Annotated in this window: 13 protein-coding genes; 3 read left to right on the top strand and 10 right to left on the bottom strand. The window is 43.2% G+C overall.

Features of this window, described 5'->3' with window-relative positions; all coding sequences use genetic code 11:
- Positions 1–199: 199 nt before the first annotated feature.
- Complete coding sequence (gene ku, locus EBO34_RS04705; protein WP_122896771.1) at positions 200–1,042, bottom strand: non-homologous end joining protein Ku; 843 nt, start codon at positions 1,040–1,042, stop codon at positions 200–202.
- Between the two features lie 107 nt (positions 1,043–1,149).
- On the opposite strand from ku, the gene ligD reads away from it, so the two are divergent.
- Positions 1,150–2,967, top strand: a complete 1,818-nt coding sequence (gene ligD / locus EBO34_RS04700) for a DNA ligase D (RefSeq protein WP_249414058.1) — start codon at positions 1,150–1,152, stop codon at positions 2,965–2,967.
- Here ligD and EBO34_RS04695 read toward each other — a convergent pair.
- The 5 genes from EBO34_RS04695 to EBO34_RS04675 form a co-directional block, all read right to left on the bottom strand.
- Positions 2,964–3,623, bottom strand: coding sequence for an SOS response-associated peptidase (locus EBO34_RS04695; protein ID WP_122896769.1), 660 nt, complete (start codon positions 3,621–3,623; stop codon positions 2,964–2,966). The two genes, ligD and EBO34_RS04695, sit on opposite strands and share 4 nt — an antisense overlap.
- A gap of 3 nt (positions 3,624–3,626) precedes the next feature.
- A complete protein-coding gene (locus EBO34_RS04690) occupies positions 3,627–4,502 on the bottom strand; it encodes a gamma-glutamylcyclotransferase (protein ID WP_183163711.1) in 876 nt (291 codons plus the stop codon).
- Positions 4,503–4,530: 28 nt separating this feature from the next.
- The gene (locus EBO34_RS04685; RefSeq protein ID WP_122898538.1) at positions 4,531–5,688 is read right to left on the bottom strand and encodes an aminotransferase A; all 1,158 of its coding nucleotides are present in this window, start codon (positions 5,686–5,688) and stop codon (positions 4,531–4,533) included.
- A gap of 164 nt (positions 5,689–5,852) precedes the next feature.
- Positions 5,853–6,356: a hypothetical protein gene (locus tag EBO34_RS04680; RefSeq protein WP_122896767.1), complete on the bottom strand. Its 504-nt coding sequence runs from the start codon at positions 6,354–6,356 to the stop codon at positions 5,853–5,855.
- A gap of 26 nt (positions 6,357–6,382) precedes the next feature.
- Entirely contained in the window at positions 6,383–7,558 is a 1,176-nt protein-coding gene (locus tag EBO34_RS04675; RefSeq protein ID WP_249414002.1) for an alpha/beta hydrolase, read from the bottom strand.
- Positions 7,559–8,172: 614 nt separating this feature from the next.
- Between EBO34_RS04675 and EBO34_RS04670 the strand changes: the two genes are divergently transcribed.
- Complete coding sequence (locus EBO34_RS04670; RefSeq protein ID WP_122896766.1) at positions 8,173–8,400, top strand: hypothetical protein; 228 nt, start codon at positions 8,173–8,175, stop codon at positions 8,398–8,400.
- Positions 8,401–8,725: 325 nt separating this feature from the next.
- On the opposite strand, the gene EBO34_RS04665 is transcribed toward EBO34_RS04670, so the two are convergent.
- Both EBO34_RS04665 and EBO34_RS04660 read right to left on the bottom strand, forming a co-directional pair.
- Positions 8,726–9,862 (bottom strand): D-alanyl-D-alanine carboxypeptidase family protein, encoded by a 1,137-nt coding sequence (locus EBO34_RS04665; protein WP_122896765.1) that lies wholly within the window; start codon positions 9,860–9,862, stop codon positions 8,726–8,728.
- A 215-nt stretch (positions 9,863–10,077) separates the two neighbouring features.
- Positions 10,078–10,758 (bottom strand): DUF4397 domain-containing protein, encoded by a 681-nt coding sequence (locus EBO34_RS04660; RefSeq protein WP_122896764.1) that lies wholly within the window; start codon positions 10,756–10,758, stop codon positions 10,078–10,080.
- A 374-nt stretch (positions 10,759–11,132) separates the two neighbouring features.
- Here EBO34_RS04660 and EBO34_RS04655 point away from each other — a divergent pair, with 374 nt between their 5' ends.
- Positions 11,133–12,806, top strand: a complete 1,674-nt coding sequence (locus EBO34_RS04655; RefSeq protein WP_122898534.1) for an ABC-ATPase domain-containing protein — start codon at positions 11,133–11,135, stop codon at positions 12,804–12,806.
- A 70-nt stretch (positions 12,807–12,876) separates the two neighbouring features.
- On the opposite strand, the gene msrB is transcribed toward EBO34_RS04655, so the two are convergent.
- Together msrB and msrA are read right to left on the bottom strand one after the other, a co-directional pair.
- Positions 12,877–13,314, bottom strand: coding sequence for a peptide-methionine (R)-S-oxide reductase MsrB (gene msrB / locus EBO34_RS04650; protein ID WP_122896763.1), 438 nt, complete (start codon positions 13,312–13,314; stop codon positions 12,877–12,879).
- An 8-nt stretch (positions 13,315–13,322) separates the two neighbouring features.
- On the bottom strand, positions 13,323–13,844 hold the full coding sequence (gene msrA / locus EBO34_RS04645; protein WP_122896762.1) for a peptide-methionine (S)-S-oxide reductase MsrA: 522 nt from the start codon (positions 13,842–13,844) through the stop codon (positions 13,323–13,325).
- Positions 13,845–13,903: the final 59 nt, after the last annotated feature.

Below are 13,903 nucleotides of genomic sequence, written 5' to 3'. Positions count from 1 at the left end.
TGTAGATTTTTTAGAATTTTTCTCATTAATTTTATGGAAATTCGACCTAAATTCCGAAAATACAGTCGTTTTTTGTAAAATAAAGTAAACCACCTGTTGCCATTTGTGAAATAGTGAGTTTTCCATTTGTATACAGGTATCCTTTTTCCTTGAATATAATTCCCCTGTGACAAAAAAGAAAACCCCCCGCTGGAGGCAGTTATGCATTTTTCTTTTTTCTTCCTGTTGTTGTCCGCTTTTTTGAGGCGGCACTTTTTTTCTTCGTTTTTTTTGTATTTTCAATCGATTCCTGTAAAGCATCCATAAGATTGGTTACATTTGATGTGTCCAGTTTAGGCTTCTGGGCAGTCACCACGTCTTTTCCGTTCCTCTTTGTTTCAATCAGCTTCATAAACTCCTGACGGTACTCATCTGTGTATTTTTCCGGTTCAAACGTTGTGGTCAGCTGGTCAATAAGCATTTTTGCTGTAGTGACTTCCTTTTTTGAGAGATCATTCTCTTCCGGTATCCCCGGGACCTGGTCGGCTGCCCTTACTTCATCAGGGAAGTGAATGGTTTCCATTAACAACGTATTCTTATAAACCCTTAAAACTGCCAGATGTTCTTTTGCCCGTATCATGATTTTAGCTACACCGATTTTACCGGATTCCTCCAGTGCCTGCCTTAAAAGAACATAGGCTTTCGTCCCTCCCTCGTTCGGGGACAGAAAGTAGCTCTTATCGAAATAAATCGGATCAATTTCATTTAAGTCAACAAAATCAAGAATTTCAACTGACCGTTCGGACTGGGCTTTCTGAATCTCCTTTAACTCGTTTTCCTCAATAATGAGATACTGCTCCTTGGAATATTCAAACCCTCTTACAATATCCTCTTTCTCAACTTCTTTTTCACAATGAGGACATACTTTGTCGTAGCGGATCGGTGTATGACACTCTTTATGGAGTTGTCTTAAGGAAACATCTTTGTTTTCAGTGGCTGCATGAAGCTTTACAGGAATATTTACAAGTCCGAAACTGACCGTTCCTTTCCATATTGTATGCATCTTCGTCTCTCCCTTATTTACCATAGATTGTACTGTTAATTTGGTCCTTAAAAGCGAAGGTTATAAGTAGATAATACTGGATTAAGGAAGTGTAGACGTTGAATGTCATGCTGCCCACAAGAGTTGAAAATTGGCCGGACCGTAAGAATGGCTGGTTGTATGAAACAAAGTATGATGGGTTTCGGTGCCGCCTGGAGTGGAATGAGGATGAAGTCCGGTTAATAAGCCGGAATGGACTGTTATTAAACGACCGCTTTCCTGAAATCACAGCGTATTGTAAAAACTGCAGAATAAAGCCACCCATCCCGGTCGTTCTTGATGGGGAACTCTCAATCTTATTAAGTAACTACACAAGTGATTTCTCCCAGTGCCAAAAGCGAGGGAGAATGAGAAGTAAAACATCTGTAACTGAACATGCGGCTTTGTTTCCCGCTGTTTTCCTCGCATTTGATCTCCTTATCCTAAAAGGAAGAGATATGACTGGGTTACCTTTTATCAAACGAAAGGCATCTCTCCAGACCTTTTTGTCCGGACTCGGATGTCCATTGGAACCTGAAAAGGAAAGAAGTGAAACATCCCCCCTGCAAATGATACCCGTATGGAAGTCACCTGACAAACTGTGGAACCAGGTACAGTCGTATAATGGGGAAGGTATAGTGGCAAAGAAAGAATACAGCAAATGGATGCCCGGCAGAACAATGGAATGGCAGAAAATAAAGAATTACAAATCCGTTCATGTTCTTATTACAGGTGAGAAGAAGAACGGTTATTTTAAAATCGGCGTGGAATCGAATGACATGTTGAAGCCTTATGGCTCCTTCAGTCACGGTCTTTCAAGTGAAGAACGGGATATATTAAAAAAAGTCATAAGGAAAAATTCAAAACACCGAAATGGTGAATATGATTTGGCAGCACCTCTCTGCTGTGAAGTGAAATGCCTCGGAACAACAGGGAAAGAACTGAGAGAACCCCGTTTCTCAAAATTCCTGCCTCATGAGGATCCATCAGACTACACAGTAAAGCGGCTCAACTATGAACTGGAGCCTCTGCCTCCTCATGTAAACATAACGAAGCCCGAAAAACTTCTCTTTCCAAAAGCCGGTATCACCAAGCGCGATTATCTATATTACCTGCAGAAAATGGCCCCTTTTATTCTTTCATGGTTATATAACAGGCCTTTAACGGTTATCCGTTTCCCTGATGGGATAGAAGAAGAGTCTTTTTACCAGAAAAACGCCCCTCCGTCACTGCCATCTTTCGTAGAGACACGTATGTGGGAAGGGCATCACACCATTTTAGTGAACAACATTGAGACGTTATTGTGGCTCGGAAATCAGGGAGCCATTGAATTTCATATCCCGCCGGAAAAAGCTGATGGTGATATAGAGGAACTGTTTTTGGACCTGGACCCTCCCGACCGGAAGCTCTTCCCCTATGCCGTAAGAGCAGCTTTGGATGTTAAAGAAATTCTCAACAAATGGCAGCTTTACTCCTTCGTAAAAACATCCGGCAGAAAGGGGCTTCAAATTTACATCCCAGTCAGCAAAGGAAGCATCACGTATGAGGAAGGCAACGTCATTTTGTCTTTTCTCGCTTCAGCACTTGTAGAATTGAATCCGGCCGAGCGGACAGTTGAACGCTTGAAAAAAAAGCGGAATGACCGCTTGTACATTGATTTTCTTCAGCATGGTAAAGGGAAGACCATTATTGCCCCCTACTCTCTTCGGGCAGTGCCGCAGGGACTTGCTGCCTATCCGGTCCAATGGAGCGATGTAGACAACACTCTTGACCCGGCTATGTTCACCATTGATTATGCACTGTCAGAGTCCAGGGGAAAACCGTTACGTATCAGGGGGGAGGACAGAAAAACTAACAGCTCCCACCTTCGTATTCTTATTCATGAACTGTCCAAACAAAAGACCTAAATCCTTTCAATACATTCCGGCCCTTCGTTTTGAGGGGAGTTTACAAACATGGAGACAGGATGGATATGCAGGGACGAAGGTCGTTCTTTATATATCTTATGAAGCGTATCTTTTGAATTCACATCAAGCCAATGCTTTTGCCGGTCATCATTAAGGATAACAGGCATCCGGTGATGAAGCTCTTTCATCGTACTGTTGGCTTCTGTTGTAAGTATCGTGGTTGTGATCAGTGTCTGCCCCTCTTTTTCCCAGCGGTCCCACAGACCGGCAAACATCATTGGTTGTTCAGAGGGCAGCTGGATATAATAAGGCTGTTTTCTGCCGCCCTCTTTCTTCCATTCATAAAAGCCGCTTGCGCAGATGATACAGCGACGCCTGTTAATCAGATGTTTAAAGCTCGGCTTTTCATGAATAGTCTCAGATCTTGCGTTAATCATTTTATTCCCGATGGAGGGCTCATCCGCCCAGGACGGGACGAGCCCCCATTTCATAAAACCTGCCCTCTGCCCTTTTTTACCCTGAACTACGGCGAGGATATCCTGGCTTGGAGCGATGTTATAACGCGGTTTAAAAGTCATGGCTTCTTCCGGGTTTTCAAGATCAAAATGGTTATTTAAAAAATCAGGGTCTGAGTAAAGAGTGTATCTTCCGCACATGTTTTACACCTCCTGGTTTTTTTCTGAAACCTGAAGCTGGTGAATTCTGTTCTTCAATTTGTCAATATATCCTTCTGTCAGCCAGCCGGCGGCTCCCCGCAAAATTTCATTTGCGTAATGATCCGGCGGTGCTGTCTCACTTTGTTTATCGATCACAAGAAACGTCAGAACATCGGTATAGTTATTCCCGTCAAGTCCCTGTACTGAAATGATGGCAGGGCGGTACATCCCTGTAAATACACCCTCCCGTTTATACAGGTAATCGAGTCCTTCTTTATCTGTTCGGTATAAGAGGCCTTCAGAGAGACCCCCTTCTTCAACAATGTCTGCTCTTCCTTTCCCGTCAACTCTGGAGGCAATCGTAAACCTCAGCTCGTAGCCAGGAAGACCGGCACCGGTAATTTCATGAAAGTACTGGTCCGCACCGGCCAGCTCCATTCTCTCTTTGTCCATACATGAACCGAATGCAAAATACAAAAAGGAATCACTGAGACCACGTTCAAATAACAGACGCATCCAATCCCCTTCAGGAATCTCAGTTTTCAAAAGGGACTCACGCCCTGAAACATAGACAACAGCTTCTTTTTGGACAGTGTCCGTAGTGACCGATACCGTTACAGGCTTGAAGAGACTTCCCTCAGATCCATCGTATCCCTCCAGGTAGTGGATGTCTGCCCAAAGGCGGTCGGGGATCTCATACAGTTCTCCATATACCCTCCCATTCCCCCTCTGAACGAATGCGGGATAGCCTGATCCGGTGTCAAAGAGAGTGCCCTGGATCCAGGCTTGCTCATGAACACAATTCACATTATCAAGGTAATGAGCATTTAATGCCCCTTTACGAAGCGTTCCATATACGAATAATAATCTCTCTTTCATCTTCTTTCCCCCAGTTGTAAGCCAATTCCTACATAAGCTTTTTCCAGAATACTTCAAGTCTGTCGAGTGCTTCTTTAAGGTTTTCCATGGAATATGCATAAGAAAGACGGATATACCCTTCACCGTACTCAGAAAATGCGTTCCCGGGTACAACAGCCAGTTTATTTTCCTCAAGCAGTTTCGTTGCAAAATCAAATGATGACAGGCCTGTCTTAGAAACCGAAGGGAAAATGTAAAAGGCACCTTGCGGATATTCCACTTCCATCCCTATTTCTATAAGCCTCTTATACATATAATCACGTCTCTTTTTGTACTCTTTCTTCATCGGTTCAGCGTCATCTTCACCTGCAGTAAGTGCTTCTGATGCTGCTTTTTGCGAAATGGAGGAAGCACAGCTTACATTGTATTGATGAACTTTCAGAATATGTCTCGTAATCTCTTCGGGTGCAAACACAAAACCAATACGCCATCCTGTCATTGAATGGGACTTGGAAACACCATTAATGACAATCGTCTTCTCTCGCATGCCCGTAAGACTTGCAATCGAATGGTGCGGCATTTCAAAGTTAAGCTCGGAATAAATCTCATCAGAGACAACAAAAACGTCTTTTTCTCTTAAAACAGCTGCAAGGTCTTTCAGTTCTTCTTCCGTCAGAACAACCCCCGTTGGGTTTGAAGGATAGGGAAGCATGACCGCTTTTGTTTTTTCAGTCAGCACTTGTTTCAGTTTAGCCGGTGCCAGTTTAAAGCCGGTATCGGTTGTGTCTATATATACTGGTATTGCTCCGCATAACCGGATAATGGGTTCGTATGCCGGGTATACAGGACCCGGAAGAATAACTTCATCTCCCTCCTGAAGAATTGTCCTCATCGTAATGTCGATTGCCTGTGATGCTCCCACAGTCGTAATTACTTCTGATTGTGGGTTGTAGGTGAGATTATACTTGTTTTTTACAAACCGGGACGCTGCTTCTACAAGCTCATCGTCCCCGGGATTTTTTGTATAACGGGTATAGTTAAGGTCGATTGCTTTCTTTGCTGCTTCCTTAATATGATTCGGTGTTTCAAAATCCGGCTGGCCCAGAGTAAGCTGGACCGCATCCGGGTATTTTGCAACCTTGTTGAAAAACTGGCGTATGCCGGATATTTGTATGTTCTTTACACGGGAATTTAATTTATGTTCCATAGTTGTAATCCTTTCCTGTTTCATAAAAATCGTCAATTTCGGCTTCTTTATTGAAAAAGTCTAACAGTATCCGCATGCACATACAAGCTTGGAATAAAAGAATGCGGGCGGCACATAAGGGATAATAATACCTTATGAACCGCCCTTTATACACATTTCCTGTGTTATCCCAGCTGAACAATAAGCCAGAAAGCCGTTACGAAATAAATTGAGTAAAGGAGGATGATTCCTATCGTGACGAGGAAGGCCATCTTTTTCCCTGCTTCGTGTACGTTGAAAATTCTTCTGATTCTTCTTAAAAAGAAACAGGCAAGGATTACGGTGTATAAAAGGATAATAAACAGATCTGCAAAAAAGATATCCCACCGCCATTTTTCTGCAATTGTTCCCGAGAGCAGTAAAAACCACTCTGTTCCTGTCCCTATAAGCTTACTCATAAGCAGTTTGCCGTAGAGAATAACAGTTACCCACCAGCCCCAGGTCTTCAAAAATAAAAGGCCCGCTGCGCTGATGATTAGAATTAAATAGATACTGTCTGTAACGAGTATCTGAACCATTCTCGGAGTAAAGCCCCATGAAAATGAAATATATAGCATATAGCTGAAGTAAGCGATAGTAAACAGAACTTGTCCTATTGCGAGCAGCCTGACTGGGAGAACTGATCTCATGGTATCTCTCCTATCTTTATTGAGGGCTAAGGGGTGAGGAGATCAGCTCCGGTTCTGCCAAGCAGATATGCAGCGATTGCGAACGCTTCTGCCTGTTCCCTTACCCTGTCAATTCCCTGGGGAGACTGACGGACCTGCAGCTGGTAGGGGCTTTCCTGAAGAACGCCTCCATGTGCCTGCCTCAGAAAGCTAGACGCTTCCTGCAATCCGTATCTCCCGCTTTGCATAACTTCATAAAAAGAGACAAAACCGTGCATAACCCCACGATACCTTGTGGCTCTTACATGAACGCCGGATTCAAAAAGGCGTTTTGCGTATGCCTCACCTTCGTCCCTTAACGGGTCAAATTCCGCAGTAATGATCAAGGCAGGGGGCAAATCAGAAAGATTATCAGCCTGCAGAGGTGATGTATAAGGATTTGACCACATCATTTCTTCAGGGGTATACAGATCCCTCGCCCGGTACATCACCTGTCTGGATAATAAATAATAACCACTATCATAAATTTCTCTCGACCTTAGGTCTACATCCTGAAACGTTGTCAGGGGATAAAACAGTACTTGGGAGGTTATTTCCGGGCCTTCCCGGTCCCTTGCCATAAGTGTCATCACTGTAGCAATATTTCCTCCTGCACTGTCACCTGCAACACTTATTGTGTCAGGGTCACCATTAAAACTTCCCGCATTTCTCTCTGCCCACTGCAACGCAGCATAGCTGTCTTCTACAGCCGCTGGGAAAATATGTTCCGGCGCCACTCTGTATCCGACCGAAATCACGACACTCTCCGTACGGGACGCCAGGGACCGGACAATATTGTCATGGGTTTCAATACTCCCGTACCCCTCCATGAACGCACCACCGTGATAATACATGATAATCGGATACGGCCCTTCACCCTGAGGTCTGTATATTCTTACAGGCACTTGAACATCGCCGACTACCGGTACATAGAGGTCCTCTCTTAACAACGGGCTTCCTCCGCCTCCTCCGCTCACAATTCTTGGAGGCCTGACATCAATATCCAATGTAACCAGATTATTATTAATAGCATGAAGCACAACAGCGGTTTTTGCCGGGAGCCGCCCTGCATCCGTGGACTGCCAGAGATACACTGCAAATGCAACAGAGATCAAAACTACAGCAATTGTCAGTGAGCTTAGAAGTACAAGGTTTTGTAAAATCCGCTTAGCCCATCTCATCATAAACAGTCCCCTCCGGTAATTATCGAAAAAATTCGACTTCTGTCTATATTATAATAAGAAGTTCTTCTGACCGCTACGTCATTTCTAAAAAATTATGTAAAAATGTATAAAAGTTATCACACTTCACCCATCTATTGGAAGTCTTTCTAAATCATGGTTGAATTCTTTGTATGAATGAATATCACAATAAAAATATGCTATATGAGATCCGGCGAGGTTTTTTGATGGCTCTGGTAATTCAGGTGTTTAATTTCACTCACTTAGCGGGGGGGGGGGGGCGATGATTCTCCTCGTGCTCGGCACTCAGGGGGTCATTCCCATGCTAATTTTTTTACACCATGGTGAATGAAAATAGCCATGCGGTCTTTTTTCAACTCAGTTAACCTGCTCTTCTGATATTACAGGTTAGCATGCGAAGTTGAACGGAATACGCGAGACTCATGCGGAAATGCGAGACTGGCGAAATACCGTAAGAGCAAAGCCCTGAAGAGGATCGGCGCAAGTATGCGGAAAGGGATCGTATTCCGTTTCAACGAAGCTTAGAACATCCATACGAGGTTGAGAATGCCCCAAATTGTATTTTCAGGTAAACCTTTATGAAGGGAGACAGGAGAATGGACTTTCAATTACAGAGTCACGACGGTGCTTTTCCATGTGAAGTCACTTGTGATGAAGACAATGGCAGATACATGATAAGAAAAGCAGATACATCGGGAGAAGTATTTAATTCATCTCAAGAACTTAAAGAATGGATTGAACAAAACTGGAATGAAGCCATGTTTAAAAACCGGAATGAATACACAAAAATGCTTGTATCATTAAGCAGCTCTATATCTGAGTGATGAGTGAACGATGTATGGGTTGAAAAGTCAAATAAAAAGCTGTTTTCCCTATAGTTTGCTACTCTTTACTATAAGTCAAATCTTAACACATAAAGTCTGCGTGCCCTTCCATTTCCGCGGTGGCGCAGGCAAGCCAGAAGAAATAACCCTGCTTCTTATGTAAACGCTCGTAACTATCGCAGGAGTCTCGGGCACTCCGGCTTTATTATCACATTCACTAAAAGCACAATTTATCCGAAAACAGCCATTAAAAAAGAGGCTGACTAAAGGGTAAAGTCAACCTCTGATAAGTACTTCCGCTATTCATTGAACAGATGAAAAGCTTCTATCTGTTAAAAACCTTATTAAACCCGCTTAAAATAAACCACAGTGCAATACTTTTCTTAATCGGCTCTTCCTGCTTCTTAACGACTGTTGTTTCTTTATCTGAAGGGATAATATACGACGGGAGATCTGTCAGGTACCTTTTTTCAAGGTCAATATGAGCGATCTTCCGGTTCCCTTTCCCAGTTACAATAATTTCTCCTTCTTCGCGCACCTCATATTTAATATCTTCTCCCCTGCGGGTTGTCACTGCAAGTTCTTCAGGTATAATGTGGTTGGTCAAAAGGTCTTCATCGGCAAGGCTTAACACCTGTGTTTCATATTCAGCCAGGCTGTAGTCAATAAGCTTGTTCGTATCATTATATGCAAACAGCCGCGATGGGGAGTTCAGTGTTACAACAATCACTTCAGTGTCCCCATCAAATGCTGAGGTAACCAGAGTATAGCCCGATCTTCTGACATAACCGTTTTTTACTCCTGTAATATGGTCATTCTGTCTCATTAAATCGTGGTGATTATAAAGGGTTGTTTCCCACCCTTCCCCTTTCCAGTCCAGGCTTTTCGTTCCGACAATCTCTCTAAACTGTTCATTTCCCATTGCATAAGCACTTATTCTGGCCATATCGTAGGCGGTGGTTACATGCTCTTCTTCAAAAAGGCCGTGGGGATTCGTAAAGTTGGAGTTTTCAACCCCTACCTTCTCTGTCACAAACGCATTCATCCGGTCTGCAAAAGCCTTAACTGAACCATCTATATGTTCGGCTACTGCTATAGATGCATCGTTACCGGAACTGATCATGATGCCATGGAGAAGCTGTTCGAGTGGAAGAATCTCCTCTTCCAGTAAATAGACTCTGGAGCCTATTACATTTACCGCATCAAAACTCACTTGTACGTCATCAGAAAGACCTGCTTCTTCCAGAGCCACAATAGTTGTAATGATTTTCGTTATGCTTGCCGGGTACATTGTCCGGTATGCGTTTTTTTCGTAAAGGACTTCCCCGGTGCGGGCATCAATAACAACTGCTGCCTCACTGTATAGATCGGAGGGTTTGCCAGCTTCTGGTAATGATGGAAATGATGTCAATGTAATAATGAATAGTAGTGAGAATATTATTGGATAATTTGTCTTTCTCATGCCATCACCTTTATGTGTTCGTTAATACTTTTATAGTAAACGTATTTTCGCTGTTATGCGATGAATGAAACATTACAATTCCATTACAAAACCATTAATATTCTTTTATCTTTTCACACACGGAGTGGCGGCATACAAAAAAAGGGAACAAAAGACTCTCCGGTCCTTTGCTCACCTCTGTGGTTTTTATCTGATGTAACTTTGGGATAGCGCCCTTATTCTTTCAGTTCATCTTTTACAATAATAATATCAAAGCCCGGTTCTCCTTCAAGCTGGCCTACTGCTAATGCAGAATAAACAGCGCCTGCCTCGAGTCCTAAATTAGGAACTTCAAACACCACATCCTGTGACCCGGTTGGCCGTACTTGCAGGTTCACAGTTCCTGCATCCACTTCCAAGTATTCAGCTACCTGAGGAAAGCTCACATTTTCGAATAAAATCGTTTCCGGTCCTGCTGCAATGTCTACAGCCGGGGCATCAGGGGAAAAGTGGGCTGCTCTGACTTTTGCTTTACCTTCTGCAGGCTGGAGGTCATCACTGACAGCTACAAGATCAATTTGGTTTAGAGGACCTACTGCTGCCAAGGTGTATGCTTGTTCCCCTTTTACATCTACATTTTTCTCAATAACAGGGGTATCCTTTTTAGGGTTTGCTCCCTGGGCAAAAATACGGATGGTGTAAGAGCCTTCCTGTAATGGCATGTATTCGCTCACACCTTTAAATGAAACACCTTCAACTACTTTATCCTTATTCACATAGATATCCACTGCAGGTGCATCCGGGGATGCATGAACAGCTCTAACAAAGCCTTCACCTGTATCTGCAAAAGAAACATTTGCTCCCATAGCTGATAACGCAAACAGGAATGTCAGACATAACATAATCCATTTTCTCATTTTTCATTCTCCTTATAGTTTTTTTCGCTGTTTTCAGATTGATTGTTGCTATTTTCACTTCACAGATAATGAAGATGCAACCTGCGACCCTCCGCTTTCCGTGACGGTTGCGGCAATCCTTGAGCTATGCTCTGCAAGGTCTTGCCTGGCACCCCAATACCAAGTACCAAGGCGTCTAAGGGGCTTCGACTTCATTGCCTTTTTCAGTAAGAGAAACAATTTTTACGAAAACAGCCTTTTTTTCAACCCTAATGTCCCCCTGGTACTGGATAATTATTCTTCCTTCTCCCCTTTTTGTTTCAGATCCTGTCGTATGTTTTAATAACAGTACAGCTATCATTACGCACGAAATCAACGTATTGGGGGAAATTGATATGAAACGACTCATACAGAAGGTGAAAGAACTGGATGGAAAAAGCTATAAATTACTCAAAACCATTCAGGGAAAATATGACGGAGACGTCTTTTCACTATATATGGACTATATTCAGGGAGATCCCTTTGCTGCTCCGTCAAAAATCAGAGTGGCTTTCCCGTTCACATACACAAACCTTCCAGAAGAGCTTATAGATTCCGCCTCTCGTAAGTCAGCTTTCGAAGATTTTTTTGCCAGGGAGGTCAATCTTCAGATTAAGAAACGTGCAGTTTCACGAATGGGAACCGGTAAAGGCGGGATGATTGCCATCGATGCCCCGGGTCAGGAAGTCCTGAAACGAACAGCTGTAAAAGTCACTGAAAAACATATCGAAATTCGTCTCAGTATCGGCCTGCCTGCAAACGGAAGGCGTATCAGAGGACATGATACCGGTAAGCTGCTGGGTGAGATTGTACCTGACATAACAAGAAAAGCTCTTACCCATTTTTCAAAAGAAGCAGTAAAATCACACATTGAATTATCTGACGATCAGCAATTGATCCGAAATTATATTAAGGAAAATGAGTTCATCTGCTTTATAGCCAACGGGGCTGTTCTTCCAAGAGAAAGCGGTGTGAGTAATAAGCCGTTAAGTAAGGCCGTATCCTTTCAGTCCCCGGCCGCTTATGAAAAAACCATTCAGCTTTCTAAAGAAAAGACAGTTACCGGTTTTGCCCTGCCAAAAGGTCTTACCCTCATAGCCGGGGGAGGTTATCACGGAAAGAGTACCCTCCTTCATGCCATTGAACGCGGTGTGTATAATCATGCTCCGGGAGACGGCCGGGAGTATGTCATTACTGATCAGAGTGCAGTGAAAATTAAAGCTGAAGACGGCAGGTCCATTCATGGAGTAGATATTTCCCCGTTTATTTCCAATCTCCCTTTTGAAAAAGATACGCGCTCTTTTTCAACATTGGATGCAAGCGGAAGCACCTCCCAGGCAGCTTCCATAATGGAAGCTCTGGAAATGAGATCCAAGCTTATTTTAATGGACGAAGATACTAGTGCTACAAATTTTATGATTCGTGATGCGAGAATGCAAAAGCTGGTTTCTGAGGAACCGATTACCCCTTTTGTTGATTATGTAGAAAGTCTCTTTAAGGACCAGGATGTTTCAACGGTCATGGCTATAGGGGGTTCAGGGGACTATTTCGAAGCTTCTGACCACGTCATAGTAATGAATGAATACCGACCTTACGATAAAAGAGCAGAAGTAAAGCAAATTGCTTCTGAAATAAAAAATCACCGAAAGAAAACAGCCGTAACCCTGTCTGTTCCCAAAATGAGAATACTGGACAGAGACAATTTCAAAAAGAAACTGGATCGAAAAGAGAAAGTAGAGGCAAAAGGAAAGAATACGATCCTGTTCTCCCGTCATATGATTGATTTATCTGCTATCGAACAGCTGGCGGATACCAGCCAGACAAGGACCATTGCCCTGATAATAAAACATTTAACAAAAGGAAGCAGTAAAGACAGCACAATTATGGAAGCCATTGACGAGATCTATACTGAAATTAACCATTCGGGACTTGAATTCCTTTCGCCCTTCAAAGGGCAGCACCCGGGAGATCTTGCCCTTCCAAGAAAAGAAGAAGTTATACAGACTCTCAATCGCTTCCGCCGGGATTAAAGGAAACAAAAAAAGTTGACGCCATAAGAATAATTGGCGTCAACTTTTTCGTTTCATAAGACATCAAAGTCTATTTGTCGAATAATGTTTTGTATTCCCCGTAGCCTTCTTTTTCAAGCTCGCTGTATGGAATAAAACGAAGAGCTGCAGAATTGATACAATAGCGGAGTCCGCCGGGTTTCGGCCCGTCCGTAAACACATGGCCGAGGTGGGAATCCCCCTCTTCACTCCTTACTTCCGTACGACGCATTCCATGTGAAAAGTCCGAATGCTCAGTTACCTGGGACTTATCAATCGGCTTTGTGAAGCTTGGCCATCCGCACCCTGCATCATACTTGTCTCTTGAATTGAACAAAGGCTCTCCTGACACGATATCCACGTAGATTCCATCTTCAAAATGGTCCCAGAACTCATTTTTAAACGGAGGTTCGGTTCCGTTTTCCTGAGTTACTTTATACTGCATTTCGTTTAACGCTTTTTTATCCTGAACTTTTCTGTTTGTTTTCATCAGACCAACTACCTCCTGTGTGAGTTTAGGAAGTCTTCTCTACCGCTTCCTTTACGGTACATTTTATAATGAAGAGGGTTCTTCCGGTAATAGTCCTGATGGTAGGCTTCTGCTTCAAAAAACACAGATGCAGGACGAATATCAGTACAAACCGGCTTGTTGAATTTGCCGCTTTTATCAAGCTTCACCTTTGAATCCTCCGCCAGTTTCTTTTGCTCAACGTCATGATAAAAAATGGCTGTCTGATAAGACTCTCCACGGTCATGAAACTGACCGCCGGGGTCGGTTGGGTCAATCTGAGACCAGTATAGATCCAGCAGTTTTTCGTATAGAAATACATCCGGATCATATGTTATCTGAACAGCTTCGAGATGTCCTGTTGTATTCGTACATACCTCTTCGTAGGTAGGGTTATCAGTGTGCCCGCCGGTATATCCCGACACAACCTTATGGATACCAGGCTGCTCATCGAAAGGAGATACCATGCACCAGAAACAACCACCTGCAAATGTTGCTTTCTTCAAAACCATTCATTTCTCACCACCACTTTTTTTAGTAGTATAACAACACTTTCTCCGAACGTCCAAAC

Origin of the sequence: Alteribacter keqinensis, assembly GCF_003710255.1 — a bacterium.
Taxonomy (GTDB): domain Bacteria; phylum Bacillota; class Bacilli; order Bacillales; family Salisediminibacteriaceae; genus Alteribacter; species Alteribacter keqinensis.
This window is presented reverse-complemented; position numbering and strand designations above follow the sequence as displayed.

Excerpts from the sequence above, each read along its gene's own strand:
- msrB (WP_122896763.1), bottom strand. The coding sequence starts at position 13,314 with ATGAAAACAAACAGAAAAGTTCAGGATAAAAAAGCGTTAAACGAAATG.
- EBO34_RS04685 (WP_122898538.1), bottom strand. The coding sequence starts at position 5,688 with ATGGAACATAAATTAAATTCCCGTGTAAAGAACATACAAATATCCGGC.
- EBO34_RS04655 (WP_122898534.1), top strand. The coding sequence starts at position 11,133 with ATGAAACGACTCATACAGAAGGTGAAAGAACTGGATGGAAAAAGCTAT.
- EBO34_RS04690 (WP_183163711.1), bottom strand. The coding sequence starts at position 4,502 with ATGAAAGAGAGATTATTATTCGTATATGGAACGCTTCGTAAAGGGGCA.
- EBO34_RS04680 (WP_122896767.1), bottom strand. The coding sequence starts at position 6,356 with ATGAGATCAGTTCTCCCAGTCAGGCTGCTCGCAATAGGACAAGTTCTG.
- EBO34_RS04660 (WP_122896764.1), bottom strand. The coding sequence starts at position 10,758 with ATGAGAAAATGGATTATGTTATGTCTGACATTCCTGTTTGCGTTATCA.
- EBO34_RS04695 (WP_122896769.1), bottom strand. The coding sequence starts at position 3,623 with ATGTGCGGAAGATACACTCTTTACTCAGACCCTGATTTTTTAAATAAC.
- ku (WP_122896771.1), bottom strand. The coding sequence starts at position 1,042 with ATGCATACAATATGGAAAGGAACGGTCAGTTTCGGACTTGTAAATATT.
- EBO34_RS04675 (WP_249414002.1), bottom strand. The coding sequence starts at position 7,558 with ATGATGAGATGGGCTAAGCGGATTTTACAAAACCTTGTACTTCTAAGC.
- EBO34_RS04670 (WP_122896766.1), top strand. The coding sequence starts at position 8,173 with ATGGACTTTCAATTACAGAGTCACGACGGTGCTTTTCCATGTGAAGTC.
- EBO34_RS04665 (WP_122896765.1), bottom strand. The coding sequence starts at position 9,862 with ATGAGAAAGACAAATTATCCAATAATATTCTCACTACTATTCATTATT.
- msrA (WP_122896762.1), bottom strand. The coding sequence starts at position 13,844 with ATGGTTTTGAAGAAAGCAACATTTGCAGGTGGTTGTTTCTGGTGCATG.
- ligD (WP_249414058.1), top strand. The coding sequence starts at position 1,150 with ATGCTGCCCACAAGAGTTGAAAATTGGCCGGACCGTAAGAATGGCTGG.